The organism is Luteimonas salinilitoris, from assembly GCF_041300785.1.
Classification (GTDB): Bacteria; Pseudomonadota; Gammaproteobacteria; order Xanthomonadales; family Xanthomonadaceae; genus Luteimonas; species Luteimonas salinilitoris.
This window is the reverse complement of the sequence record NZ_JBFWIB010000003.1, coordinates 199,884-224,313: the sequence shown is the minus strand read 5'-3', so window position 1 is coordinate 224,313 and position 24,430 is coordinate 199,884. Positions and strand designations below refer to the sequence as shown.

Genomic DNA, 24,430 nt, shown 5'->3' with positions numbered 1-24,430 from the left:
ATGGCCTGGAACATCCCCGGCAAGAAGAACAACGGCGGGCCAAGCGGCAAAGGCCGCAGTCCCTGGAAGCCGAGCGGCGGTCGCAGCGGCGGCGGCGGCGCCTTCGACGGCCTGCTCGATTCATTGCGCCGCCTGTTCGGCGGCGGCGGCGGCGGACCGCTGCGCTGGGTCGGCATCGCCCTGGCGATCTGGCTGGCCTTCAGCTCCTTCACCCTGGTCGGCGAACAGCAGCGCGGCGTGGTGCTGCGCTTCGGCCAGGCGGTGCGCGTGATGCAGCCGGGCCCGCACTTCAAGGCGCCTTGGCCGATCGAGCGCGTGGTCAAGGTCAACGCCACCAGCATCCGCACCTTCAGCAATACGGTGCCGGTGCTGACCCGCGACGAGAACATCGTGGTGGTCTCGCTCAACGTGCAGTACCGCGTCGGCGACCCGGAGCTGTACCTGTTCGGCACCCGCGACGCCTCCCGCGTGCTCGAGCAGGTCGCACAGGGCGTGGTGCGCGAACAGGTCGGCCGTTCCGACCTGGACACCGTGCTCGGCGCGCGCGGCCCGCTGTCGGCGCTGGCCGCCAAGCAGCTGCAGGATTCGCTCGACATCTACCGCACCGGCCTGATCGTCACCGAACTCAACCTGCAGGATGCGCGCCCGCCGGAAGAGGTCAAGCCGGCCTTCGACGCGGTCAACAGCGCGCAGCAGGTGCAGGAAAGCCTGGTCAACGAGGCCCGCGCCTACGCTGCCAAGATCGTGCCCGAAGCGCGCGGCGAGGCGTCCCGCACCCGTACCGTGGCCGAGGGCTACAAGACCGCCGCCATCGCCCGCGCCACCGGTGATGCCGCCCGCTTCTCTCTGCTGCTCGACGCGTATCGCAATGCGCCCGACGTCACCCGCAAGCGCCTGTGGCTGGAGACCGTGCAGCAGGTGCTCGCCGGCAACCGCAAGGTGATCGGCGGCGACGGCCGCCAGCTGATCTACGTGCCGATGACCGGGCAAGGCCGCAGCGGCGGCGGCGACGCCAACAACAACAATCCCCCGGTGCTGCCGGCCGAGGTGCTCTCGCCGACGGTCGGCGCCACCCGGGACGAGCCGGGCCGAAGCCAGCGCACCCCGCGGCCCACCCGCGGTGAAGGAGGTACGCGATGAGAATCACCACCCTGATCCCGGTCCTGATCGTCGTCCTGCTGCTGGGCCTGTTGGGCTCGGTGTACGTGGTGCGCGAAGGCCAGGTCGGCCTGGTGCTGCACCTGGGCCGCGTATCGCGCACCGATATCGGCCCCGGCCTGCACTTCAAGTGGCCGATGATCGAGACCGCACGCGTGTTCGACCGCCGTTTCAACGCCCTCGACTTCTCGCCCGAGCGCTACCTGACCTCGGAGCGCAAGGACGTCAGCGTCGACTTCGTGGCGATCGTGTTCATCGAGGACGTCGGCGATTTCTACCGTGCCACCGCCGGCGACGAGGAGAACGCCAGCGACCGCCTGGCGCCGATCATCAAGGACTCGCTGCGCAACGAGATCAACGCCCGCACCCTGACCCAGCTGGTCTCCGGCGACCGCAGCGAGGTGATCGCCCGGCAGCTGCAGTCGATCAACGAAGGCGCCAGGAACCTCGGCATGCGGATCATCGATATCCGCCTCAAGCAGATCGACCTGCCGACCGACAGCGAGGTGATCGGGCAGGTCTACAACCGCATGCGCGCCGAGCGCAACCAGGTTGCCGCGCGCCTGCGCGCCGAGGGCGAGGAGCAGGCCCGGCAGATCCGCGCCACCGCCGACCGCGACCAGGCCGTGATCCTGGCCGAGGCCGAGCGCGACGCGCAGACGCTGCGAGGCGAGGGCGATGCCGAGGCCACGCGCCTCTACGGCGAGGCCGCCGGCCGCGATCCAGGCTTCTTCGCCTTCCAGCGCAGCCTGGAGGCGTACCGGGAATCGTTCGACGACGGCAACGCGGTGATCGTGCTCGAGCGCGACGATCCGTTCCTGCAGTACATGCGCAGCGACCGATGACCGACCTGTGGGCGGCACTGTGCCTGGTGGCGGTGCTGGAGGGCCTGATGCTGTTCGCCGCCCCGCGCGGCTGGAAACGCGCCGCCGAACAGATGCTGGCCATGCCCGACCGCCAGTTGCGCACCATCGGCGGCATCGTCCTGGCGGTCGGCATATTGGCGCTGTACCTGATCCGCAGCGGCTGAACCGCGCCCGCCGCGGACGGTGCAACCGCTGCGGCGCTCCGGGGCCGGTGCCAGTCGCGACTTCCGGCGGTGACATGTCACCACCACTCCCACGAGGAGCAGGTCGAGCTCGCGAAAAGCGGCAATCCACCCTGTGGGAGCGACGGAAGTCGCGACGCCCGTGGCGGCCCAGCCGCTCCTCGGTCACCCGCTCGAGGGTGGCATTCCCCCCACAATCCCGGATAATGCACAAAAGCCGGACGGGCCCTTTGCCCGCCGGCTTTTTCCGTGCCCAACCAACCACGATCCACCCCCGTAGGAGCGGCCCATGGCCGCGATACCCGCGACCATTCCGCGACTGCGCATCCGCCGCGCCGGCGCGGGATGGCCCGCTCCTACAGCCAACCAGGAGTCCCCCATGGGTCAGTCAGTCGTCGTTCTCGGTGCCCAGTGGGGCGATGAAGGCAAGGGCAAGATCGTCGACCTCTTGACCGAGCGGATCGGCGCCGTGGTGCGCTTCCAGGGCGGCCACAACGCCGGCCACACCCTGGTCATCGGCGGCAAGAAGACCGTGCTGCACCTGATCCCGTCGGGCATCCTGCGCAAGGACGCCCTGTGCCTGATCGGCAATGGCGTGGTGCTCAGCCCCGCGGCGCTGCGCAAGGAGATCGACGAGCTGGAAGCCGAAGGCATCGACGTGCGCTCGCGGCTCAAGATCAGCCCGGCCACGCCGCTGATCATGCCGTACCACATCGCCCTGGACCAGGCCCGCGAGAAGGCCGCCGGTGGCGCCGCCATCGGCACCACCGGCCGCGGCATCGGCCCCGCCTACGAGGACAAGGCCGCGCGCCGCGGCATCCGCGTGGCCGACCTGCACTACCCCGAGCAGCTCGCCGAGAAGCTGCGCAGCACCATGGACTACCACAACTTCGTGCTGACCAAGTACCTGGGCGTGGACGCGGTGGACTACCGGCAGACCCTCGACGAGGCGCTGGAATTCGGCGAATACGTGCAGCCGATGAAGTCCGACGTCGCCGGCCTGCTGCACGACCTGCGCAAGCAGGGCCAGCGCGTGCTGTTCGAGGGCGCGCAGGGCTCGCTGCTCGACATCGACCACGGCACCTATCCCTACGTCACCTCCAGCAACACCACCATCGGCGGCGCGCTGGCCGGCAGCGGCGTGGGCGCGGACGCGATCGACTACGTGCTCGGCATCGCCAAGGCCTACGCCACGCGCGTCGGCGGCGGACCGTTCCCGACCGAGTTGCACGACGACGTCGGCAAGACGATCGCCGAACGCGGCCAGGAGTTCGGCGCCACCACCGGTCGCCCGCGCCGCTGCGGCTGGATCGACCTGGTCGCGCTCAAGCGCGCAGTGGCGATCAACGGCATCAGCGGCCTGTGCATCACCAAGCTCGACGTGCTCGACGGCCTGCCGAGCCTGAAGGTCTGCATCGCCTACCGCTACCGCGGCAAGGAGACCGAGTACGCGCCGCTCGACGCCGCCGGCTGGGACGAGTGCGAGCCGGTGTACCTGGAGTTCCCGGGCTGGAGCGAATCCACCCACGGCATCACCGAATGGGACAAGCTGCCGCCGGCCGCCCGCGCCTACCTGCGCGCGCTGGAGGAGCTGTCGGGCAGCCCGCTGGCGATGGTCAGCACCGGCCCCGATCGCGACGCCAACATCGTGCTGCAGGATCCGTTTGCGTGATACCGCGCCGGCAGGCGGTTGCGCTGACCGCATTGCAGATTCCGGCGCTTGCGGCGCGAGTCCGCCTTTATCCGCACGCGGGTTCTGAACATGCCGCACACACCGCGCAGGCCGACGAGTCCGACATCAAGAAGAAGGCGCCGACCGATCTGCCCGGTGCGATGGGCGGCGGACTGATGGGCGGCTGAGGCCGCGCCTCGAAGAGCGGGCCCTCGAAGAGCGGGCGTGTAGTCGTCGTGCGTCGAGGTTTGCGGTGCTTGCGCAAGGAAGCGGAAGCCTCGCGCAGGCAACGGCACGGTGATCGTTCGCAGCGGGTGCGATGCCGGGTCGGCGTCACGGCGGTGCATGGCCGGACAGGCGACAATGGACGGCCCGCCTGACCGTGCCGCCCGTCCGCCTTGAGACCCGAACGCCTGCTGCCCCTGATCGTCGCGACCGCGTTGTTCATCGAGAACATGGATGCCACGGCGATCTCGACCTCGTTGCCGCAGATCGCGGTGGACCTGGGCGTGGCGCCGGTGGCGCTGAAGCTGGCGTTGACCACCTACATGCTGGCGCTGGCGGTGTTCATCCCGGTCAGCGGCTGGGTGGCGGACCGTTTCGGCGCGCGGCCGACCTTCATGGCGGCGATCGGGGTGTTCCTGCTCGGTTCGCTCGCCTGCGCGGCATCGGGTTCGCTGGGCGAGCTGGTGGCGGCGCGGTTCGTGCAGGGGATGGGCGGGGCGATGATGGTGCCGGTGGGGCGCCTGGTATTGCTGCGCAGCGTGCCCAAGGCCGAGCTGGTGCGCGCGCTGAGCTGGCTGACCATCCCGGCGCTGCTCGGGCCGATGCTGGGGCCGGTGCTGGGCGGATTCATTACCACGTACAGCCACTGGCGTTTCATCTTCCTGATCAACATCCCGATGGGGCTGCTCGGCATCTGGCTGGCGTGGCGGCACATCCCGCTGCTGCGCTCGGCGGTTGGGCCGCTGGACTGGCGCGGGTTCGCGCTGTCGAGCCTGGGGCTGGCGCTGACGATCTTCGGTTTCGCATCGGTGGGCCGGCACCTGGTGAGCACGCCGCTGGCGCTGGGCTGCGCACTGCTGGGACTGATCGCGCTGGCGCTGTACGCGCTGCACGCGCGGCGGCACCCGCATCCGCTGCTGCGGTTGGACCTGTTCCGGCTGTCGACCTTCCGCAACGGCGTGATCGGCGGTTCGCTGTTCCGCATCGGCATCGGCGCCACGCCGTTCCTGCTGCCGCTGATGCTGCAGCTGGGGTTCGGGCTCAACCCGCTGGAGTCGGGCCTGATCACGTTCACCTCGGCGGCCGGCGCGATGTTCATGAAGACGGTGGCGCCGGCGATCCTGCGGCGCTTCGGTTTCCGTCGCGTATTGGTGATCAACGCGCTGATCGCCTCGGCGCTGCTGTGCGGGTTTGGGCTGTTCCGCGCGGACACGCCGTATCCGCTGATGATCGGCGTGCTGCTGGTCAGCGGCTGCTTCCGTTCGCTGCAGTTCACCAGCCTCAACGCGATCGTCTACGCCGACATCGAGCCCGAGCGCATGAGCCAGGCCAGCAGCCTGGCGGCGATGGCGCAACAGGCGTCGCTGGCGCTGGGCATCACCGTCGGCGGCTATGCGCTGAGCGTGGCGAGCGCGGCCACGGGTGACCCCATGGGCACGGTGACCAACTTCGGCTTCGCGTTCCTGACGGTCGGGCTGATCTCGGCCAGTTCGGTGCTGGCGATGCTGCGCCTGGCGCCGGAGGCCGGCGCCGAGATGTCCGGCCGCGCGCGGCCGGGAGAAGAGATGACCGAACCGAAGCCGGTGGGGCGGCCGGGGACCTGATCGGAGGATGGCCATGGATCTCTTCGCCTCCCCGCCGCAGACCCTGCTCGACGACGCCGAAGGCGGCGTCCGCTACTGGCCCGCCTTCGCCGGCGCGGCCGATGCCGATGCCTGGTTCCGCATCCTGCGGCAGCATGCCGGCTGGTACAGCGAACGCCGCAAGATGTACGACCGCGTCGTCGACGTGCCGCGCCTGCTCGCCGGCTATCGCACCGACGCCCTGCCGCCGGCGCTGCCGCTGGCCGAGATCCTCGCCCGCGTGCAGGCCATCGTGCCGGCGCCCTACAACGCCGTCGGCCTGAATTTCTACCGCGACGGCAGCGACAGCGTCGCCATGCACAACGACAAGCTGCACACCATCGTCCCCGGCCAGCCGATCACGCTGCTCTCGCTCGGCCATCCGCGCCGCATGCTGATCCGCGCCAAGGCCGGCGACCGCGGGCGCATCGCCGTCGATCTCGCCCACGGCAGCCTGCTCGGCATGAGCCACGCCTCCCAGATCACCCACGAGCACGGCATTCCCAAGACCGCACGACCGGTCGGCCCACGCATGAGCATCGTCTTCCGCGTGCGGACCGAGGCGCACCTGCCCGATTGACGAGGGGGAGAGTCGCCGCCCGCCGGGACGGATGCGATATCAGGAAGGAGCGGGCAGGATACTCACCCCTTGTGTGACGCTCAGGCGGCGGGCGCAGCGCCCCAGGTCTTCGCGTAGGCCGGCCGCTGATGGAAGCGCTGCAGCCATGCCTTCACGTGCGGGTGTGCGTCGACCGATACGCCGCAATAGGTGCTGTAGGCGACCACGCTGGCGACGATCATGTCGGCGAGTGAGTACGCATCGCCGAGCAGGTTGGGGTGCTCGGCCAGGCGCGCATCCAGGCGGCCGAGCAGCTTGCCGAACTCGCCCTGCGCGTGCGCCGCCAGCGGCGGATGGTGCAGTGCCGGGTCGGCAAGCGGGTTCTGCGAATAGTTGAGGATGTTGATCATGGTGCCGTAGGTCACGTAGGCCCACGTCGTCCACGACAGGGCGGTCAGACGTTCGGGTGCATCTGCGGCGGGCCACAGGCCGCGCTCGACGCCGTAGCGATCGCCCAGCCACTGCATGATCGCCACCGCCTCGAACATCGGCGTGCCGTCCACCACCAGGGTCGGCACCACGCCGTTGGGATTGAGGGCCAGGTACTCGGGCTTCTTCTGGTCGCCGGCGGTCAGGTCCAGCATCACCAGTTCGTGCGGGACGTCGAGTTCGGCCAGGGCGCAGACCACGGGGGTGGCGCTGGACATGGGGGCGGCGTAGAGGGTGAGCGACATGGCGGATGTTCCTTGGCTGATCGGTCCCGCGGGATGCGTCGGACCGTTGCGATAAGCTAGCAAGCATTGAGGACAGTTTCTGTCCTCGACCTCGGTGATCCTTCCCCGCATGCTCGACACCTCGGCCCGCCTGCTCCGCCTGCTCACGCTGCTCCAGGTCCGCCGCTTCTGGAGCGGTGCGGAGCTGGCCGAGCGCCTGCAGGTGACGCCACGCACGGTGCGCCGCGATGCCGACAGGCTGCGCAGCCTGGGCTACCCGGTGCGCTCCAGCAGCGGACTGGCGGGCGGCTACCAGCTTGGTGCCGGGGCGACCCTGCCGCCGCTGCTGCTGGAGGACGACGAGGCGCTCGCGGTGTCGCTGGGGCTGCGGATGGCCGCCACCGGCACCGTCGCCGGCATGGAGGAAAGCGCGGTGCGTGCGCTGGCCAAGCTCGAGCAGGTGCTGCCGACGCGGCTGCGCAAGCGCGTTCGCGCGCTGCATGCCGCGGTTGCGCCGCTCGGCATGGCAGGGCCCCGGGTATCGTCCGAGGTGCTGACCACTCTCGGCGGCGCATGTCGCGGCGAGCAGCGCGTGTCGTTCCGGTACCGTGCCCACGACGGCGAAAGCAGCGAGCGCGATCTCGAGCCGCATGGCCTGGTCTGTACCGGCGCGCGCTGGTACCTGGTCGGCTGGGACCTGCAGCGGCAGGACTGGCGCACGTTCCGGGTCGACCGGATCGAGGCGCGGATCGCGACCGGGCAGCGGTTCGTGCCGAGAAAGATACCGGGCGGCGACCTGGCGGCCTACGTGTCGCGCACGGTCTCGTCCAGCCCTTATCCGGTCCGGGCGCGCATCGTGCTGCACGCGCCGCTGGAGCGGATGGCCGAGCTGGTCCCGCCGACGGCCGCGCGGCTTGAACGCATCGACGACGAGCGCTGCGTGCTCGAGGCGGGCGCGCGCTCGCCGGAAGAGCTGGCGTATCACATCGCGCTGCTCGGCGTGGAGTTCGAAGTGCGCGAGCCGCCGGGACTGGCCGAACACCTGGCCGCCATGGCGGGCCGGCTTGCGCGCGCCGCCGCACGCGCCTGACCCGTCCGCGCAGGCGCGTCCGCGCGTCTGCGTCAGGGCTGTTCGAACGCGGGGCCCACGCCCGCGCTTCTCTGGTCGCCGCCCCGTAGGAGCGCGCCATGCGCGCGAAGCCCGCGCCGTGCGACGGGGTAATGCTTCGGACACGTTGCGGTGCCGAAGCCATGCGGACCGGGCCGGCGATGTCGGCATCGCGCGCATGGCGCGCTCCTACGGAGATGGCAGGCCGGATCCGAATGCGTCGCCTTCCGGACCGACGTGCGCTTCCCCTTGGATCGGGAGAAGCACCAGAAAAAGCGGCGGCCATCGGCCGCCGCTTCGAACAACGGTGTCGCGTCAGTCGTCCTTGTCCTTCCCTTTGTTCTTGCCCTTGCCCTTGCCTTTGTCTTGCCCGGGTCGGTCGGCGCGCCTGCTGTTCGTGTGCGGGGCCGGATGCGCGTCGGATCTGCCGGCCGTCCTCGCGCGCTTGTCCGGGCCGTGCTTGGACCAGTCCACCCGCACCGGACGATCGACGACCACCGGGTATCCCCACCGGTCGTAGGTACTCGCGGTACCGCGCTTGAGCGCGTGGAAGGCGGGCGAGCCGGGCTTGATGCCCATCCGCTTGGCGACCGCGCCCCAGCCCTGGCCGGGATCGCGGTCGTACTCGCGCACCACGTCCATGCACGGCATGCCCAGCGCGTGCGCGATCGCGCAGGCGTAGTAGACGTCGCCCGGAGCCCAGCGGCGTTCGTCCAGCAGTTCGACGACCAGCGGACGCGGTGCGCCGTAGTAGCCGGTCATCTCGTTGACGAAGGGGTCGCGATAGCGCCTGCCGTAGTCGTTGATCTCGCCCAGGCGGTTGTCCACCCACACGTCGCCGGTCCTGACGTTGTAGCCGACGGTCTGCGCATTGGACGCCGCCGGCAGGCCGAGGCCGATGGCCAGCGCGACTGCCAGCGTGGCATGTCTGATCGTATGCATAGGGCGCCTCCTGGATGGCGGGAACTCGAATGGAGTCTCACCGTGCCCGTGTGAAGCCGCCCTGAGGCCCGCGAGCGTGGCGCGGCACCGTTCAGGTTGCGCAGCGAGCCGTGAATGTGTGCCATCGGGTCGGCATCCTTCGCGCTCCCCGCGACATGCGTTGCGGGCCGTAGAGCCGAGCTTGCTCGGCTGCTTCCGGCCCGGAGGCGGTGCGGGCAGCGGAGCAAGGCAGCGGAGCAAGGGCAGCGGAGCAAGGCAGCGGAGCAAGGGCAGCGGAGCAAGCTCCGCTCTACGAGGGTGTGGTGCCCGGGTTGCGGTGGGGAATGCGGGAAACCGCGCTCAGGCCGCGGCGTCCTCCTCCCTGTAGGCGTCGACCGGAATGCAGGCGCACATCACGTTCTTGTCGCCGTAGACGTTGTCGACGCGCGCCACCGGCGGCCAGTACTTCGTCGTCTTCAGCACGGCCAGCGGGAACGCGGCGAGCTCGCGCGGGTAGGCGTGGGTCCATTCGCTGCCGGCGACCATGGTCGCGGTGTGCGGCGCGTTGCGCAGCGGGTTGTCGTCGCGGTCGAGCTTGCCTTCCTCGATCGCGCGGATCTCGTCGCGAATCTCGATCATGGCGTCGATGAACCGGTCGAGCTCATGCAGCGATTCGCTCTCGGTCGGCTCCACCATCAGCGTGCCGGGGACCGGGAAGCTCAGGGTCGGGGCGTGGAAGCCGAAGTCGATCAGGCGCTTGGTCACGTCCTCGGCGGTGATGCCGGTGGCGTCCTTGATCGGCCGCAGGTCGAGGATGCACTCGTGCGCCACCAGGCCGTTGCGGCCGCTGTACAGGGTGGGGTAGTGCCCGGCCAGCCGCTTCGAGACGTAGTTGGCGTTGAGCATCGCCACCTGGCTGGCCTTGCGCAGGCCCTCGCGGCCCATGAGGGTGATGTACATCCAGCTGATCGGCAGGATGCTGGCGCTGCCGAAGGTGGCCGCGCTGACCATGCCGCCATTGCCGATCCCCCCGGTGCGCGCGCCGCCGGTGCCGAACGCCGCCGGCAGGTACGGCGCCAGGTGCGACTTCACCGCGCACGGGCCCACGCCGGGGCCGCCGCCGCCGTGCGGGATGCAGAAGGTCTTGTGCAGGTTGAGGTGGCTGACGTCCGAGCCCCACCGGCCCGGCTGCGCCAGGCCGAGGATGGCATTGAGGTTGGCGCCGTCGGTGTACACCTGGCCGCCGTGCCGGTGCACGACCTCGCAGATCTCCACCACGTCCTCCTCGAACACGCCATGCGTGGACGGGTAGGTCATCATGATCGCCGCCAGGCGGTCGGCGTACTGCTCCGCCTTGGCGCGGATGTCGGCCACGTCGACATTGCCGTCCTTGTCGCAGCGGGTCACCACCACCTTCATGCCGCACAGCTGCGCCGAGGCCGGGTTGGTGCCGTGCGCGGACTCCGGGATCAGGCAGATGTCGCGCTGCCCCTCGCCGCGCGCGCGGTGCCAGGCACGGATGGCGAGCAGGCCGGCGTACTCGCCCTGCGCGCCGGAGTTGGGCTGCAGGCTGACGTTGTCGTAGCCGGTGCAGGCCACCAGCATCGCCTCCAGGCCCTCGATCAGCTCGCGGTAGCCCTGGGTCTGCTCCGGCGGCGCCAGCGGGTGGATGTTGGCGAACTCCGGCCAGGTGACCGGGATCATTTCGGCGGTGGCGTTGAGCTTCATGGTGCACGAGCCCAGCGGGATCATGGTGCGGTCCAGCGCCAGGTCGCGGTCGGCCAGGGTGCGCAGGTAGCGCAGCAGCTCGTGCTCGGAGTGGTGGGTGTTGAACACCGGGTGGGCAAGGAAATCCGAGGTGCGCAGCAGCGCCGCCGGCAGCGCGTCGGGCGTGGCCGCATCCAGTGCGTCCAGGTCGCCCAGTTCCACCCCGAACAGCCCGGCCAGGCGGCTGACGTCCTCGCGGGTGGTGGTCTCGTCCAGGCTGATGCCCAGGCTGTTCGCGTCGATGTGGCGCAGGTTGATGCCGGCCTCGCCGGCGTGCGCGTGCACCTGGCCGGCGTCGATGCCGGTCACGTGCAGGGTGTCGAAGAAGTCGCCGCCCACGGCGACGCCGGCCTCGCACAGCACCGCAGCCAGGATGGCGGCGAAGCGATGGGTGCGGCGGGCGATGCGCACCAGCCCGTCCGGGCCGTGGTAGACCGCGTACATCGACGCCATCACTGCCAGCAGCACCTGCGCGGTGCAGATGTTCGACGTGGCCTTCTCGCGGCGGATATGCTGCTCGCGCGTCTGCAGGGTGAGGCGGTAGGCGGGGTTGCCCTCGGCGTCGATCGACACGCCGATCAGCCGGCCCGGCATCGAGCGCTTGTAGGCGTCGCGGCAGGCCATGAAGGCGGCGTGCGGCCCGCCGAAGCCGAACGGCACGCCGAAGCGCTGGGTGTTGCCCAGCACGATGTCGGCGCCCCATTCGCCCGGCGCCTTGAGCAGGGTGAGCGCAAGCAGGTCCACCGCCGCACACACCACGCCCTGGCGCGCATGCACCGCATCGGCCAGCGCGGCGTAGTCATTGGCGCGGCCGAAGGTGTCCGGGTACTGCAGCAGCACGCCGAAGGCATCCGCTTCGGCGGCCTTGTCGTCGTCGCCGACCAGCAGCTCGATGCCCAGCGGCTCGGCGCGGGTGCGCAGCACCTCGACGGTCTGCGGGTGCACGCCGGAGGAAACGAAGAACACCGCCGACTTCGCCTTCGACATCCGTCGCGCCAGGGTCATCGCCTCGGCCGCGGCGGTGGCCTCGTCCAGCAGCGAGGCGTTGGCGATCTCCATGCCGGTGAGGTCCGCGCACATCGTTTGGAAGTTGATCAGCGCCTCCAGCCGGCCCTGCGAGATCTCCGCCTGGTAGGGGGTGTAGGCGGTGTACCAGGCCGGGTTCTCCAGGATGTTGCGCAGGATGACGCTGGGCACGTGCGTGCCGTGATAGCCCTGGCCGATGAAGCTGCGGAACACCCGGTTGCGATCGGCCACCTGGCGGATGCGCGCCAGCGCCTCCTCCTCGGTCACCGACTCGGGCAGGTCCAGCGGGTCGCGGGTGCGGATGGAACCCGGCACGATCGCGTCGGTGAGCGACTCCAGCGAATCGAAGCCGACCGCTTCGAGCATCTGCGCGATCTCGGCATCGTTGGGGCCGATGTGACGCGCGATGAACGCATCGTGCTGCTCGAGTGAGCGGAGGGACGTGGACTGGGACATGGCGTGGGACTCTGGCGGGCGCGGAAGGGCCGCGTGCGACTGCACGCAGGGCGCCCCTCTGTCCTTTTGCCTGAGAGTTCGGAGAGGGGGCGAACCCCTCCCATGCACCTTCGGCGCCGGATCGAACCGGTCTCTCCAGAGTTGTCCCCGCCGGCGGTACGTGAGCCTGAGCGATTACGGGCGTTGCGCCTTCGGCAGCGGGCGCCCGGTGGGCCGGGGGCCTGCTTCTCCCGTCGAGGGGTGTTGCGGGGGTAATTATAGGCGGTTCGGCGGTTGCCGCGCGTCAGCGGGGTGGTGCCCGATTCAGAGGGCAGGCGATTGGATCGGAAGGCTAATGAGTCAAACTGCAGGCGGGTGGCCGATCCCGACCCAAGGCGAACATTGGGGGTTCGACCCCGCCGGCAAACTTTCTACGCATTCGGAATGCGGCAACCTGTGTGGCGCGGGCGCAACAGACGGCGGAACGCGCTCGGCGTCATGCCGACGACATCGCCGAAAATACGCGTGAAGTGGGCCTGGTCGGCGAAACCGAGCATCACGGCGGCTTGCGCGAGAGGCATGTCCGCGCGACGCAACAGGTTCGCGGCCTGGCGGACGCGCAGTACACGCAGGTATTCGCCGATCGTCTGCCGATGGATGCGCCGGAAAACCGATGCCAGATGGACCGGATGCACGCCGGCCTCGCGCGCGAGCGCCGAGGTGAAATGCCGCCGATCCGGCTCGTCGTGCAGCTTTTGCACCACCAGACCGAGCCAAGCCGGTTGCGGTGACACCGGTTGCTCGGGATACCGCAACGCGCATCCCGTCATCTCCAGCACCAGGTTCTCCACGACCAGCGTGGAGCACGGCTGCCAGTGCCGAAGCTCGTGCAGCAGCCGGCAGGTGAACCAGACCACCCGCGTCCCCTGTTCGTGGAAATCGCGGCGTGACGGCCCGGCTTCGGCCAGCGTGTCCGCGCCTTCTTGGGTCAGTTCGACATTGAAGAAACGACCGCCGTCCTGCCCGACCTCATCATGGTGAACGACACCCGGCCGGTGCCACCAGACGGTCAGGGGATCGTATTCGTGGCGCCGGCCATCGTAGGTTTCCGCATAACGCCCCTCGACCAGCAGGCTGAAGTAGGCTGCCTGGTGCGCGTGCGTTGGCAACTCGCGTCCGTGGGCATGGCGGATCTCGGACAGCACGAACTGCGGCGAGGCATGCCTGCTTACCACGTCGCCGTAGAACTCGCCGGCGGCGAGATCCGGCGAGCGATGGCATTCGCAGCCCACCTTGCGTTCGTTCAAGACGAAGGTCTCCGCCGGCTTCAGGCTTGGCCGTGATGAAGCCATTCTACCTTCGGGCCTGTCCCACGATGAAAACTGTCCTGCTCGTACTGCTCCTGTCGCTGCCCTTCGTGGTCCCGGCGCACGAACGCGCAGCCGAGCCTGCTGCGGCCGGTTCCACCCTGGCTTCCTACCAGCAGGCGCGCGCGGTGCTGGCCCGCGCGATCGAGGTCGCCGGCGGCGAAGCCGCCATCCGCCGCCTGCGCAACGTCTCACTCGGCTATACCGGCCATCGCAACATGATCAACCAGAGCCGGCGCGCGTTCCCACCCTGGGACCGCGAACCCGCCAGCGGCAGCGTCGTCGTCGACCTCGAAGGCGAGCGGATGTTCGCCGACAACTACACGTCCTATCCAGGGATCGGCCGCTTCGGCGGCGCCTGGGCGCTGAAGGGCGACCGCGGCGTGCACTGGGAGCCCGACCGCAATCATCACGGCAGCGAAATCATGATGAACTTTTCCGGGAAAGACGCGGACGGACCGTGGGCTTTCATTCCACGCTGGATTCCGCCGCTGATGCTGGTCGACGCCTGGGACGGCGGCACGAACCTGCGCTCACTGGGCCGAGCGGTGCGCAACGGCAAGCCGATGCATGCGCTCGTCTGGACACAGCGCGACGGCGCGACCATCACCATGCTGTTCGACACGGCCAGCGGTGCGTTCAGCGGATACGAGTCGATCCATGACGACGGTGTGTACGGTGACGTCATCAACTGCATCGAGTATTCCGGCTGGCGCGCGATCGACGGCGTGTACTTCCCGACCCGCCGTACGGACTGGTTCAACGACGAAATCGCGCGCGACCTCGAGCTGCGCTATCGCGTCGACGCTGCACTCGCCGACAGCCAGTTCGAGTTGCCGTCCGGTTATGCGCAGCCCAAGGAAACGGAAACAGGCGAACGCCTGCGGGAGATCGGCGACGGCGTCTACCTCGACACCCACATGGGCGGCATCATGATCGTCGAATTCGACGACTTCCTGGCGGTGGTCGAATGCCCTGGCAACTACAGCATGTCGCATTCGACCATCGCCGCTGTTCGCGAGGCATTCCCCGGCAAGCCGGTGCGCTACGTGGTGCCGAGCCACACCCATGGCGATCATGGCGGCGGCGCCCGCGCGTACTTCCACGCCGGTGCGACCCTGGTGACCACGCCCGGCCATGTGGAGTTCTACCGTCGGCTGGCGCGGGTGAGCCGGACCATCTCGCCGGATCCATACGATGCGACGAAAACCTCACCTTCGATCGAAACCTTCCGGGACAAGTGGGTGATCTCGGATGGCAGCCAGACCATGGTGCTCTACGACATCGGCCCGAATGCCCATTCGGAGGAGCTGACAATGGTGCATCTGCCAAGACAGGGCATCGTCTGGCAGGCCGACGTCTATTTCTCGCCGGGCACCGGGGGCGGGGTGAATCCGGCGATGCCGATCGGCATCGATTTCGCAAAAAAGTTGAAATCGCTCGGCATCGACGACTTCCAGGCGCTGCTCGAAGCGCACAACACCCGTATCGTCACCATGGAGGAATTCCGCCGCGCCTTGGCACTAGCGGGTTTTCGCGGCTATTGATCCGCAAGTCATGACGCGCAATGGTGGCTCGGCTCGGTGTCGACGACACCGAGCGCAGTTCGCGCGACCGCTTCGAGCATCTGCGCGATCTCGGCGTCGTTGGGGCCGATGTGGCGCGCGATGAACGCATCGTGCTGCTCGAGCGAGCGGAGGGACGTGGACTGGGACATGGCGTGGGACTCTGGCGGGCGCGGAAGGGCCGCGTGCGGCTGCACGCAGAGCGCCCCTCTGTCCTTTTGCCTGAGAGTTCGGAGAGGGGGCGAACCCCTCCCATGCACCTTCGGCACCGGATCGAACCGGTCTTTCCAGAGTTGTCCCCGCCGGCGGTACGTGAGCCTGAGCGATTACGGGCGTTGCGCCTTCGGCCGCGGGCGCCCGGTGGGCCGGGGTGCCTGCTTCTCCCGTCGGGGGTGTTGCGGGAACGACTGTAGGCGGTCCGGCGGATGCCGCGTCGGCTCGCGCCGCCGTATTCATCAGTCGGCGCGCGCGACGCTGCCGCCTCGCTGGCACGCCACCCGTAGGAGCGCGCCATGCGCGCGATGCCGGCGCGGCCGGCAACACCTGGGATCACCGCCATGCCTGCCGGAGATTCCCGCGGCATCGCGACCATGGGCCGCTCCTACGGTAGCGCGGCGGCCGTTGCCCGCGGCTTCCAGCCACGTATCGCGGCGATCCGTCGCCGCATCCGGCGTTTTCGTCGCCTGCCGGTGGCGCGGCGCGGGCAGGCCGTGACAGGCTGCGGTCGTCCCCACGGGAAGAGAGGTCACCGGCTTGAAAGGCAACATGCGTTCGAAGCGATCATGGCTGGGCGCCATCGCGCTCGCAGGCGCGTTGCTTTCGGGGCAGGCGCTAGCGTCGGAGCAGTCGCCGCCCTGCGAGGTCGGCAGCTACCAGTTGGACAACGGCGACATGCTCGACATCGGCCCCGGCGCCGGGGGCCAGCTGCGCTGGCGCACGACAGACGGGCGCACCGGCGCGCTCGCGCCGCAGGGCGACGGCACCTGGACCAGCACCCTGGGCTGGACGAAGCGGCCGGATGGGCACCGCGTGTCGTTCACCGATTGTGGGCGCGGCGGCATCCGCTTCGACCGGACGCCCGGACAACGTGTGCTGCTGGAGCAGATCGACACCCGCTTCCAGGGCAGCGGCGTGACGCTGATCGGGCGGCTGACGCTTCCCCCCGGCGACGCCCCGGTGCCGCTGGTGGTGCTGGTGCACGGTTCCGAACGCGACTCCGCGCTGGAGCGGTATTCGCTGCAGCGCGAGTTCGCCAGCGCCGGTATCGGCGTGTTCGCCTACGACAAGCGCGGAACCGGCGCCTCCGGCGGCCGCTACACCCAGGACTACCTGACGCTGGCTGTCGACGCCATCCACGCGATGCGCGAGGCGCGGCGCCTGGCCGGTGCGCGCGCCGGGCGCGTCGGCTACCAGGGCGGCAGCCAGGGCGGCTGGGTGGCGCCATTGGCGGCGCGCATCGCCCCGGTGGACTTCGTCATCGTCAGCTTCGGCCTGGCGGTCTCGCCGCTGGGGGAGGATCGCGAGGCCATCGCCTTCGACATGCAGCGCGGCGGCTTCGGCCCGGAGGCCACTGCCGGTGCCATGGAGATCGCCGATGCCACCGCGCGGGTGATCGAGAGCGGCTTCACCGAAGGCTACGAGCAGCTGGAGGCGGTGAAGGCGAGGTACCGCGACGAACCCTGGTACCCCGCGGTGCGCGGCAACTTCACCTGGTACCTGCTAGGCAACGACGAAGCGACCGTGCGCAAGGACGCCCCGCAGCTGGTGTACGGCATACCGGCACACTACGACCCCATGCCGGTGCTGGAGACGCTGGACGTCCCGCAGCTCTGGGTGCTGGGCGGCCAGGACCGCGACGCCCCACCGGACGAGACGCTGCGCCGCCTGGCCGCGCTGCAGCGCGACGGCAAGCCGATCGTTACCGCGGTGTACCCCGACGCCGACCACGGCATGTACGAGTTCGAGACCGGCCCCGACGGCGAGCGCGTCTCCACCCGCCAGCCCGAGGGCTACTTCCGCCTGATGGCTGACTTCATCCGTGGCGGGCCGCTGCAACCGGAGTACGGAAAGGCCGAGCTGTCTTCGCACCCTTAGTGCGATTCTCGACGGTCCACGGGAATGCTGGCTTGGCTCAGGATGCGGTGCCCAAGGAGGTAGCCATCGGAGCCGCTGCAGCGGAACTGCGACGAAAGCTCCAGCCGGATGACATGCGCGCCCAACTGCCTGGCCCAGCGCTCGAGTTCGGCGGTGTGGCCGATGTCGCTGAGGGTCACCATCTGGAGCTTGATGTCCATGGATTCCCGCTTTGTCGAAACGAGGTTCCCTAATGTTCTGGTGAACATTTGCGGGGACCGTTCGCGTTTCCAACATTTGTGTCGTCGAAGGCGATCGGGCATCATTGCATCGCAATTGCAATGCAGAGGCGCCCAATGAAGACCGCCACATTTCCACCGCTGCGCGTCGAGCCGGCCTTGCGCCGGGCTGCCGAGGACGTGTTGCACGAAGGCGAGACCCTGTCGGCGTTCGTCGAGGCATCGGTGCGTGCGCAGATCGACCTGCGTCGCACCCAGGTGGAGTTCGTCGCCCGCGGGCTCGCGGCCCGCGAGCGCGCCAGGCGGGAGGGGAGCTACGTCGCGGCCGGTTCGGTGCTGGAGTCGCTCGAGGAGCGATTGAAAAAGGCGAGGCAATCCCGGCGATGAGTTTCCAGGTCCGCTTCACGGAGGAAGCGCTGGCCGACCTGGAGCGGCTCTACGACTTCGTGCTTGCGCGCGCCGACGGCGACTGGGGCGAGGCCGAGCGTGCGCTCGATGCGATCCGCAACGCGATCGGTCTGCTCGGGACCTCGCCCTTCAGCTGCCGCAAGGCCGAGGGCGGGGATGCGTTCCTGCGTGAGCTGATCATCGCCTTCGGCGCAACCGGCTACGTGGCGCTGTTCGAGATCGAGGATTCCGACTGGGTGACGGTGCTCGCGGTCCGGCACCAGCGCGAGGACGACTACAGTATCCGCTGAAGCGCCACCGGATGCGCCGTTGAGCGTGCGCGCCAACGGCATCTACCAGCGTTTCCGTGTCGGTAGATCTTGGGGGATCGTATAAGGCCGGTGCGGTTCGGGGTGCGGGCATCGCGCGCATGGCGCGCTCCTACGGACAACGGTAGGCCTTCGGGACAAACCGGCGCGGTTCGAGGCAGGCTTCTCGCGCATGATGCGCGCCTGCGGAAGGTGAGGCCTGCCTGCCGAACGTTCCGTTTTCGTCGCAAGGCTTACACTGTTCAGCTCCTGCTCGCATGATCGCCGCCGCCATGAACGAACCGCCGTTTCGCCCGCTTCGCATCGATCACATCGTGCTGCGCGTGCGCGACATCGCGCGCATGCAGGCGTTCTATTGCGACGTGCTCGGCTGTACGGTGGAAAACCGACAAGAGGAGATCGGGCTGTTGCAGCTGCGCGCCGGCGATGCGCTGATCGATCTGGTCGACATCGACGGCAAGCTCGGCCGCATCGGCGGCGCCGCGCCGGGCAGCGAGGGCCGTAACATGGATCACCTGTGCCTGCGCGTGGATCCGTTCGATCGTGCGGCGATCGTCGCCCACCTGCAGGCGCACGGGGTCGAGATCGGCGAGTTCGGCTCGCGCTACGGCGCCGAGGGCGAGGGCCCGTCGCAGTACCTGCTCGACCCGGAAGGCAACGCGGTCGAACTGAAAGGCCCACCCGACGCGCCGCGGCCGGCGGCGTGACCGGCGCCGCGCAGAAGCCGATCCCGCCCGGACGCCGCCTGGCCTGGCTGCTGGCCGGGCTGGCGATGTTCGGGCCGTTCTCGATCGATACCATCTTTCCGGCCTTCGCGCAGATGGGCGGCGAGTTCGGCGCCGACAAGCTGGCGATGCAGCAGACGATCAGCGTGTACCTGATCGCCTATGCGCTGATGAGCATCGTGCACGGGCCGCTGTCGGACGCGATCGGGCGCCGCTCGGTGATCCTGGGCGGGCTGGTGGTGTTCATCGCGGCGTCGGTGGGCTGCGCGCTGGCGCCGGACCTGACCACGCTGCTGGTGTTCCGCGCGCTGCAGGGGCTGTCGGCCGGCGTGGGCCTGATCGTCGGGCGCGCGGTGATCCGCGACGTCTACCAGGGCGACGATGCGCAACGGCTGATGAGCCAGGTGATGATGATCTTCAGCATCGCGCCGGCGATCGCGCCGGTGATCGGCGGCTGGATCCTGGGCTGGGAGCGCTGGCCGGCGATCTTCTGGTTCTTGGTGCTGTTCTCGATCGCGCTGTTGCTGGCGACCTGGGCCTGGCTGCCGGAGACGCATCCGCGCGAGGCGCGCGGCACGCTGGTGCCCCGGCGCCTGCTGCGCGACTACGTGGCGATCTTCACCAACTCGCGCTTCCAGCGGCTGGCGGCGGCCGGCGCGTTCAATTTCTCGGCGCTGTTCCTGTTCATCGCCTCGGCGCCGGCGTTCGTGATGGATATCCTGCGCCTCGACGAGCGCCAGTTCGGCTGGTTCTTCATCCCGATGATCAGCGGGATGATGATCGGCTCGTTCGTGTCGGGGCGGGCGGCCGGCCGCATCACCGGCGTCCGCCTGGCCAACATCGGCTTCGCCTGCAGCGGCGTGGCGATCGCCGGCAACATCGTCTACAACCTGGTCGTCGCCGAACCCGCGGTGCCGTGGGCGGTGCTGCCGATGGTGTTGAACGCGTTCGGCATCGCGCTGGTGTTCCCCATCATCACCCTGGCGATCCTCGACATGTACCCGCGCCAGCGCGGCTCGGCCTCGTCGCTGCAAGCGTTCACCGGATTGGTGCTCAATGCGATCGTGGCCGGCGTGCTGTCGCCGCTGGTGAGCCACCACGGCCTGTACCTGGCGCTGACCGCGGCCGGGTTCCTACTGGTCGGCTGGGGGTTCTGGCGCTGGGAGATCCGCCGCGACCGCACCCGGCCGCAGTGCCCGAAGGCGCCGACCGGAATGGAGCCGACGGAGCACATGTGACCGCTCGCCTGCGTCGCGCGGCGAAGATCGCACCGTAGAAGCGCGCCATGCGCGCGATGCGATCGGCGCATCCGCGTCCGGCACCCGCGGCATCGCGGGCGTGGCCCGCTCCTACGAAGGGCGGGCGCGATCCGCGCGGCCGGATTCACGCCGCGGCGCACGTCCGTAGGAGCGCGCGATACCCGCGAACGTTCCGCGCAGACGGACCGTCGTTCCGCGTGGCAATGCGCGGGCGAAGGACCGGGGGATGCCGGCCCTTCGCGTCGTCGCTATTCGGACTCGGTGCCCGCGCCCGCGCCGGCCACCGGCGCTGCCGCCGGCCAGCCGCAGGCCTGGCCTTCGTTCTGGTCCTCCAGCCAGTCCTGCAGCGGCGCGAAGTACTCCAGCACCGCCGAGGCGTCCATGGTCTCGGTGCCGGTCAGTTCCTTCAGCGTCTGTTGCCAGGGCTGGCTGGCGCCCTTGCCGAGCATCGCCCAAAACTTCTGGCCCGCGGCCTCGTCGCCGTAGAAGCTGCAGTCGTACAACGGGCCGTCGTAGCCGGAGGCGTCGCACAGCGCGCGGTAGAACTGGAACTGCAGGATGTGCGAGAGGAAATAGCGCGTGTACGGCGTGTTGCCCGGCACGTGGTACTTGGCGCCCGGATCGAAGAAGTCCTCGCCGCGGGGCGTGGCCGGGGCGACGCCCTGGTACTGCGCCTTGAGGTCCCACCAGGCGCTGTTGTACTCGTCCGGCGCGATCGATCCGTCGAACACGCCCCAGCGCCAGCGGTCGATCATCAGCCCGAACGGCAGGAACGCCACCTTCGCCAGCGCCATGCGCATCTGCGAGTTGATCAGGCCGGCCTGGCTCTGCTGCTGCTCGTCGACCAGCCCGATCGAGGACAGGTACTGCGGCGTCATCGCCAGCACGATGGTGTCGCCGATGGCCTCGTGGAAGCCGTCGTGGGCGCCGCTCTGGAACAGCGGCGGCTGGTCCTCGTAGGCGAGGTAATAGTAGATATGGCCGAGCTCGTGGTAGACGGTGGTGAAGTCCTCCTCGGTCGGCTCGATGCACATCTTGATGCGCACGTCGTCGGCCATGTCCATCGGCCAGGCGCTGGCGTGGCAGACCACTTCGCGATCGCGCGGCTTGATCAGCATGCTCTTCTGCCAGAACGGTTTCGGCAGCGCGGGCATGCCGAGCGAGGTGTAGAAGTCCTCGGCGCGGCGAGTGATCGCGGTGGCGCTGTCGACCTGCGCCTTGCGCTCGATCTCGACCCGTTCGGCACCCTCCGGGAGGCCTGACAGGGCGGCCAGGCGCTTGTCCAGGCCTTCGCGGTGCTGGGCCTCCAGCGCACCGGTGACGTCGAGGCTGCCGGTATTGGGGTAGGGCTCCAGGATGTCCCAGAGGTTGCTCCAGTCCTGCTGCCACATGTTGCCCATCAGGTGCGCCGGCAGCAGGCCTTCGACCGACCCGCGGTCGGGATACTTGGCTTCGAGGCGGGTGCGGGCGTAGCAGTGCAGCTGCTCGTACAGCGGCTTGACCTGGCCCCAGAGGCGGTCGGTCTCGGCGGCGATCTCGGCCGGGCTCATGTCGTAGCCGGAACGCCACATCTCGCCGGCGTCGGCGAAGCCCATGTCGCGGGCGCCCTCGTTGACCAGTTCGACGAAGCGGACGTAGTCGTTGCGCATCGGCTGGGCGATCGAATGCCAGCCGCGCCAGGCGTCGAGCTGCTGGTCGTAGTCGCGGCTCCTGCGCAGCACGTCCTCCAGTTCGCCGAGCTGGCGGCAGCGCTCGGCGTCGCCTTCGCCCACGCAGTAGGCGCCGCTGCCGTACATGCCTTCCATCTTGGTGGCGATGCGGGTCAGCTCGGCCAGCCGCGCCGGATCCTTCGGCGCCGGCATTGCGGTGCTGAGCTTGAGCAGGTTGATCGCGCGGGCGGTGGCGGGCGACATCTTCTGGCCTTCGAAGCGGCGCGCCTGGTCGATCCACGCGTTCAGCTGCGTCAGCCAGCGCTCGTTGCCCTTGGCGGCCAGCAGTTGGCTGTCGTCGTTGATGTAGGTCGAGGACAGCCACTGCGAGGCGGTCAGCTCCGGATACATCTCCCGGATCTCGTCGTTGACGCGGGCGATGAACTGGTCCGCGGTCTCGTCCTCGGGAATGGCCGGCCCGGCCGCGGGCGCGGCGTCGCGCTTGCAGGCGGAGAGCGCCAGGCCGGCGGCGACGAGGGCGAGGAGACAGAGCTTGCGATAGGTCACGGGCGATTCCTGGATGAGGGCCGGCTGAACGAAACGGCAGGCTAGAGCGGTGCCGGGGAGGCCGCAAGTGCGGAAGGGCCCCGTCCCCCGCAGGTCCGGCAGGGGCCGTGCACGACGGCCAGCGCGTCCCGCGACCGGTCTGCGCCGGTCATGTGCATGCCGCCACCGTCAGGGGCGTCGCCGCCGTATCCGACGGCTCGGCCAGGCCGCGCCCGGACAACCAGCGCCGCGCGTCGTCGGCGTCTTGCTCGAACCAGGCGCGGGTGCTGCCGAGCCGGAAGCTGTAGCCCCAGGCGTCCATGTCCGCCATCAGCCGGTCGCGGCCGACGCCGGGCAATGCGTCGGCGAGCAGGATCTGCAGGTAGCAGGTGGCGTCCTCCTCGGCGTCCGAGTCGCTGGCATCGGTGTGCACGAGCGCGCGGCGGTCGGCCGGCAGCACGATCAGGTGGCAGGCCTCGTGCAGCAGCGAGTGCACCGGGGTGTCGGCACGGGCATGCACGGTGCCGCCGATGACGCCGGCCTCCGGTTCGCCCCAGTAGCTGCCGGGAATCGGCGCGCCGTCGGCCACGCGGCGCAGGGCCAGGCCGTGCCGCGCCAGCAGCGCGCCGGCGGTCTCGAAGCCGATGTCGCGCAGGCGCAGCACCGCGTCAGGTGAGGCGGCAGTGGTGGCGTCGTCAGGGGCGGTGTTGTGGGAGCGACGGAAGTCGCGACCCGAGTCTGCTCCGGAGCCCGCTGTCGCGACTTCCCGGTGGCGGCTTGCCGCCGCCACTCCCACAAGAGCGCTGTCGGGCGCAGCGTCGGGCGCGGCATCCATTGGCGGGATCGATGCCTCCGCGGGAGATCCCGGGTGCCGCGGGATCATGCGTTCAAACGGCCGAGGGCCGCCCGTCGGGCAGCGAGACCGAGATGTCGAGCACGTCGTGTGCGCCGTCCTTGACCACGTCGACCTTGACGGCCTCGGCATCGACGCTGACGTACTTGCGGATCACTTCCAGCAGCTCGCGCTGCAGCATCGGCAGGTAATCCGGCGCGCCGCGGCTGCTGCGCTCCTGGGCGACGATGATGCGCAGGCGTTCCTTGGCGATCGAGGCGGTGTTCTTCTTGGTCTTCAGGAAATCGAACAGGCCCATGCCTCAACCCCCGAACATCTTGCTGAAGAACCCTTTCCTCTCCGGCAGGGTGAAGCGCATCGGCCGCTCCTCGCCCAACAGGCGCGCGACTGCGTCGTCGTAGGCCTGTCCGGCGTTCGATTCCATGTCCAGGATGACCGGCTCGCCCTTGTTGGAGGCATTGAGCACGTCGGTGGATTCTGGGATCACGCCGATCGTCTTCAGCCCCAGCACTTCCTCGACGTCGCCGATCGACAGCATCTCGCCGGTGTGGACCCGCGACGGGCTGTAGCGCGTGAGCAGCAGCGATTCCTTGACCCGCTCGCCGGCCTCGGCGCGGCGCGTCTTCGACGCCAGCAGCCCGAGGATGCGGTCGGAATCGCGCACCGAGGACACTTCCGGGTTCACCACCACCACCGCCTGGTCGGCGAAGTACATCGCCAGGTATGCGCCCTTCTCGATGCCCGCCGGCGAGTCGCAGACGATGTAGTCGAACTCGTCCGCGGACAGGTCGTTGAGCACCTTTTCCACGCCTTCCTTGGTCAGCGCGTCCTTGTCGCGGGTCTGCGAGGCGGCCAGCACGTGCAGGCTCTCGAAGCGCTTGTCGCGGATCAGCGCCTGTTTCAGCGACGCTTCGCCGGTGACGACGTTGACGAAGTCGTAGACCACCCGGCGCTCGCAGCCCATGATCAGGTCGAGGTTGCGCAGGCCGACGTCGAAATCGATCACGGCGACCTTGTTGCCGCGCCGGGCCAGGCCGCTGGCAAGGCTGGCGCTGGTGGTGGTCTTGCCGACGCCGCCCTTGCCGGACGTGACTACGATGATTTCGGCCAATGTCGTTCTCCGTGATTCGTGATTTGTAATTCGTGGTCGGGGCTGGCGATCTGCGACGGGTGATGTTTCTGAG

The 24,430-nt window shown here is 69.2% G+C and carries 24 protein-coding genes and 2 riboswitches; of the genes, 14 read left to right on the top strand and 10 right to left on the bottom strand.

Annotated features, from left to right (window positions below; translation table 11 throughout):
• The 7 genes from hflK to AB5T46_RS07745 all read left to right on the top strand — a co-directional run bounded on the left by hflK (position 1) and on the right by AB5T46_RS07745 (position 6,305).
• Positions 1-1,140, top strand: a complete 1,140-nt coding sequence (hflK, locus tag AB5T46_RS07775) for an FtsH protease activity modulator HflK (protein WP_370563314.1) — start codon at positions 1-3, stop codon at positions 1,138-1,140.
• On the top strand, positions 1,137-2,003 hold the full coding sequence (gene hflC / locus AB5T46_RS07770) for a protease modulator HflC (protein ID WP_370563313.1): 867 nt from the start codon (positions 1,137-1,139) through the stop codon (positions 2,001-2,003). Before hflK ends, hflC begins: the two co-directional genes overlap by 4 nt.
• On the top strand, positions 2,000-2,188 hold the full coding sequence (locus tag AB5T46_RS07765; RefSeq protein ID WP_370563312.1) for a DUF2065 domain-containing protein: 189 nt from the start codon (positions 2,000-2,002) through the stop codon (positions 2,186-2,188). Before hflC ends, AB5T46_RS07765 begins: the two co-directional genes overlap by 4 nt.
• Before the next feature lie 397 nt (positions 2,189-2,585).
• The gene (locus AB5T46_RS07760) at positions 2,586-3,878 is read left to right on the top strand and encodes an adenylosuccinate synthase (RefSeq protein ID WP_370563311.1); all 1,293 of its coding nucleotides are present in this window, start codon (positions 2,586-2,588) and stop codon (positions 3,876-3,878) included.
• The gene (locus tag AB5T46_RS07755; protein ID WP_370563310.1) at positions 3,875-4,066 is read left to right on the top strand and encodes a hypothetical protein; all 192 of its coding nucleotides are present in this window, start codon (positions 3,875-3,877) and stop codon (positions 4,064-4,066) included. The genes AB5T46_RS07760 and AB5T46_RS07755 overlap by 4 nt, the downstream gene beginning before the upstream one ends.
• A 210-nt stretch (positions 4,067-4,276) precedes the next feature.
• Positions 4,277-5,707 (top strand): MFS transporter, encoded by a 1,431-nt coding sequence (locus tag AB5T46_RS07750; RefSeq protein WP_370563309.1) that lies wholly within the window; start codon positions 4,277-4,279, stop codon positions 5,705-5,707.
• Between the two features lie 13 nt (positions 5,708-5,720).
• The gene (locus tag AB5T46_RS07745; RefSeq protein WP_370563425.1) at positions 5,721-6,305 is read left to right on the top strand and encodes an alpha-ketoglutarate-dependent dioxygenase AlkB; all 585 of its coding nucleotides are present in this window, start codon (positions 5,721-5,723) and stop codon (positions 6,303-6,305) included.
• Positions 6,306-6,385: 80 nt separating this feature from the next.
• On the opposite strand, the gene AB5T46_RS07740 is transcribed toward AB5T46_RS07745, so the two are convergent.
• Positions 6,386-7,018: a glutathione S-transferase family protein gene (locus AB5T46_RS07740; protein WP_370563308.1), complete on the bottom strand. Its 633-nt coding sequence runs from the start codon at positions 7,016-7,018 to the stop codon at positions 6,386-6,388.
• 109 nt (positions 7,019-7,127) lie between these two features.
• Between AB5T46_RS07740 and AB5T46_RS07735 the strand changes: the two genes are divergently transcribed.
• Positions 7,128-8,087, top strand: coding sequence for a helix-turn-helix transcriptional regulator (locus AB5T46_RS07735; RefSeq protein WP_370563307.1), 960 nt, complete (start codon positions 7,128-7,130; stop codon positions 8,085-8,087).
• A gap of 333 nt (positions 8,088-8,420) precedes the next feature.
• Here AB5T46_RS07735 and AB5T46_RS07730 read toward each other — a convergent pair whose 3' ends face one another.
• From AB5T46_RS07730 to AB5T46_RS07720, 3 genes are all read right to left on the bottom strand, one after another.
• Positions 8,421-9,047: a hypothetical protein gene (locus AB5T46_RS07730; RefSeq protein WP_370563306.1), complete on the bottom strand. Its 627-nt coding sequence runs from the start codon at positions 9,045-9,047 to the stop codon at positions 8,421-8,423.
• A 339-nt stretch (positions 9,048-9,386) separates the two neighbouring features.
• Complete coding sequence (gene gcvP / locus AB5T46_RS07725; RefSeq protein ID WP_370563305.1) at positions 9,387-12,275, bottom strand: aminomethyl-transferring glycine dehydrogenase; 2,889 nt, start codon at positions 12,273-12,275, stop codon at positions 9,387-9,389.
• A gap of 53 nt (positions 12,276-12,328) precedes the next feature.
• Positions 12,329-12,419, bottom strand: a riboswitch (glycine riboswitch).
• Positions 12,420-12,685: 266 nt separating this feature from the next.
• Positions 12,686-13,561 (bottom strand): helix-turn-helix transcriptional regulator, encoded by an 876-nt coding sequence (locus AB5T46_RS07720; RefSeq protein ID WP_370563304.1) that lies wholly within the window; start codon positions 13,559-13,561, stop codon positions 12,686-12,688.
• A 68-nt stretch (positions 13,562-13,629) separates the two neighbouring features.
• Here AB5T46_RS07720 and AB5T46_RS07715 point away from each other — a divergent pair, with 68 nt between their 5' ends.
• Positions 13,630-15,168 carry an MBL fold metallo-hydrolase gene (locus AB5T46_RS07715; RefSeq protein ID WP_370563303.1) on the top strand — a complete coding sequence of 513 codons (1,539 nt, stop codon included), beginning with the start codon at positions 13,630-13,632 and terminating at the stop codon, positions 15,166-15,168.
• An 8-nt stretch (positions 15,169-15,176) separates the two neighbouring features.
• On the opposite strand, the gene AB5T46_RS07710 is transcribed toward AB5T46_RS07715, so the two are convergent.
• Positions 15,177-15,338, bottom strand: a complete 162-nt coding sequence (locus AB5T46_RS07710) for a hypothetical protein (RefSeq protein WP_370563429.1) — start codon at positions 15,336-15,338, stop codon at positions 15,177-15,179.
• Between the two features lie 53 nt (positions 15,339-15,391).
• Positions 15,392-15,482: riboswitch (glycine riboswitch) on the bottom strand.
• A 469-nt stretch (positions 15,483-15,951) separates the two neighbouring features.
• Between AB5T46_RS07710 and AB5T46_RS07705 the strand changes: the two genes are divergently transcribed.
• Positions 15,952-17,280, top strand: coding sequence for an alpha/beta hydrolase family protein (locus AB5T46_RS07705; RefSeq protein WP_370563302.1), 1,329 nt, complete (start codon positions 15,952-15,954; stop codon positions 17,278-17,280).
• Here the strand turns inward: AB5T46_RS07705 and AB5T46_RS07700 are convergent.
• On the bottom strand, positions 17,277-17,480 hold the full coding sequence (locus AB5T46_RS07700) for a DNA/RNA helicase domain-containing protein (protein WP_370563301.1): 204 nt from the start codon (positions 17,478-17,480) through the stop codon (positions 17,277-17,279). The genes AB5T46_RS07705 and AB5T46_RS07700 overlap by 4 nt on opposite strands.
• A 135-nt stretch (positions 17,481-17,615) precedes the next feature.
• Between AB5T46_RS07700 and AB5T46_RS07695 the strand changes: the two genes are divergently transcribed.
• From AB5T46_RS07695 to AB5T46_RS07680, 4 genes are all read left to right on the top strand, one after another.
• Entirely contained in the window at positions 17,616-17,885 is a 270-nt protein-coding gene (locus AB5T46_RS07695; RefSeq protein WP_370563300.1) for a YlcI/YnfO family protein, read from the top strand.
• Complete coding sequence (locus tag AB5T46_RS07690) at positions 17,882-18,196, top strand: type II toxin-antitoxin system RelE/ParE family toxin (protein ID WP_370563299.1); 315 nt, start codon at positions 17,882-17,884, stop codon at positions 18,194-18,196. Before AB5T46_RS07695 ends, AB5T46_RS07690 begins: the two co-directional genes overlap by 4 nt.
• Positions 18,197-18,486: 290 nt before the next feature.
• Positions 18,487-18,921, top strand: coding sequence for a VOC family protein (locus AB5T46_RS07685; RefSeq protein ID WP_370563298.1), 435 nt, complete (start codon positions 18,487-18,489; stop codon positions 18,919-18,921).
• Between the two features lie 38 nt (positions 18,922-18,959).
• Positions 18,960-20,177: a multidrug effflux MFS transporter gene (locus tag AB5T46_RS07680; protein ID WP_370563424.1), complete on the top strand. Its 1,218-nt coding sequence runs from the start codon at positions 18,960-18,962 to the stop codon at positions 20,175-20,177.
• 269 nt (positions 20,178-20,446) lie between these two features.
• Here the strand turns inward: AB5T46_RS07680 and AB5T46_RS07675 are convergent, their stop codons facing one another.
• The 4 genes from AB5T46_RS07675 to minD form a co-directional block, all read right to left on the bottom strand.
• Positions 20,447-22,414 (bottom strand): M2 family metallopeptidase, encoded by a 1,968-nt coding sequence (locus tag AB5T46_RS07675; RefSeq protein ID WP_370563297.1) that lies wholly within the window; start codon positions 22,412-22,414, stop codon positions 20,447-20,449.
• Between the two features lie 148 nt (positions 22,415-22,562).
• Positions 22,563-23,057: a hypothetical protein gene (locus AB5T46_RS07670; protein WP_370563423.1), complete on the bottom strand. Its 495-nt coding sequence runs from the start codon at positions 23,055-23,057 to the stop codon at positions 22,563-22,565.
• 223 nt (positions 23,058-23,280) lie between these two features.
• Entirely contained in the window at positions 23,281-23,544 is a 264-nt protein-coding gene (minE, locus tag AB5T46_RS07665; protein ID WP_370563296.1) for a cell division topological specificity factor MinE, read from the bottom strand.
• 3 nt (positions 23,545-23,547) lie between these two features.
• Entirely contained in the window at positions 23,548-24,357 is an 810-nt protein-coding gene (gene minD / locus AB5T46_RS07660) for a septum site-determining protein MinD (protein ID WP_370563295.1), read from the bottom strand.
• Positions 24,358-24,430: the final 73 nt, after the last annotated feature.

Coding starts and splice junctions, on each gene's coding strand:
- hflK (WP_370563314.1), top strand. CDS start 1: ATGGCCTGGAACATCCCCGGCAAGAAGAACAACGGCGGGCCAAGCGGC.
- hflC (WP_370563313.1), top strand. CDS start 1,137: ATGAGAATCACCACCCTGATCCCGGTCCTGATCGTCGTCCTGCTGCTG.
- AB5T46_RS07765 (WP_370563312.1), top strand. CDS start 2,000: ATGACCGACCTGTGGGCGGCACTGTGCCTGGTGGCGGTGCTGGAGGGC.
- AB5T46_RS07760 (WP_370563311.1), top strand. CDS start 2,586: ATGGGTCAGTCAGTCGTCGTTCTCGGTGCCCAGTGGGGCGATGAAGGC.
- AB5T46_RS07745 (WP_370563425.1), top strand. CDS start 5,721: ATGGATCTCTTCGCCTCCCCGCCGCAGACCCTGCTCGACGACGCCGAA.
- AB5T46_RS07740 (WP_370563308.1), bottom strand. CDS start 7,018: ATGTCGCTCACCCTCTACGCCGCCCCCATGTCCAGCGCCACCCCCGTG.
- AB5T46_RS07735 (WP_370563307.1), top strand. CDS start 7,128: ATGCTCGACACCTCGGCCCGCCTGCTCCGCCTGCTCACGCTGCTCCAG.
- AB5T46_RS07730 (WP_370563306.1), bottom strand. CDS start 9,047: ATGCATACGATCAGACATGCCACGCTGGCAGTCGCGCTGGCCATCGGC.
- gcvP (WP_370563305.1), bottom strand. CDS start 12,275: ATGTCCCAGTCCACGTCCCTCCGCTCACTCGAGCAGCACGATGCGTTC.
- AB5T46_RS07715 (WP_370563303.1), top strand. CDS start 13,630: ATGAAAACTGTCCTGCTCGTACTGCTCCTGTCGCTGCCCTTCGTGGTC.
- AB5T46_RS07710 (WP_370563429.1), bottom strand. CDS start 15,338: ATGTCCCAGTCCACGTCCCTCCGCTCGCTCGAGCAGCACGATGCGTTC.
- AB5T46_RS07705 (WP_370563302.1), top strand. CDS start 15,952: ATGCGTTCGAAGCGATCATGGCTGGGCGCCATCGCGCTCGCAGGCGCG.
- AB5T46_RS07700 (WP_370563301.1), bottom strand. CDS start 17,480: ATGGACATCAAGCTCCAGATGGTGACCCTCAGCGACATCGGCCACACC.
- AB5T46_RS07695 (WP_370563300.1), top strand. CDS start 17,616: ATGAAGACCGCCACATTTCCACCGCTGCGCGTCGAGCCGGCCTTGCGC.
- AB5T46_RS07690 (WP_370563299.1), top strand. CDS start 17,882: ATGAGTTTCCAGGTCCGCTTCACGGAGGAAGCGCTGGCCGACCTGGAG.
- AB5T46_RS07685 (WP_370563298.1), top strand. CDS start 18,487: ATGAACGAACCGCCGTTTCGCCCGCTTCGCATCGATCACATCGTGCTG.
- minE (WP_370563296.1), bottom strand. CDS start 23,544: ATGGGCCTGTTCGATTTCCTGAAGACCAAGAAGAACACCGCCTCGATC.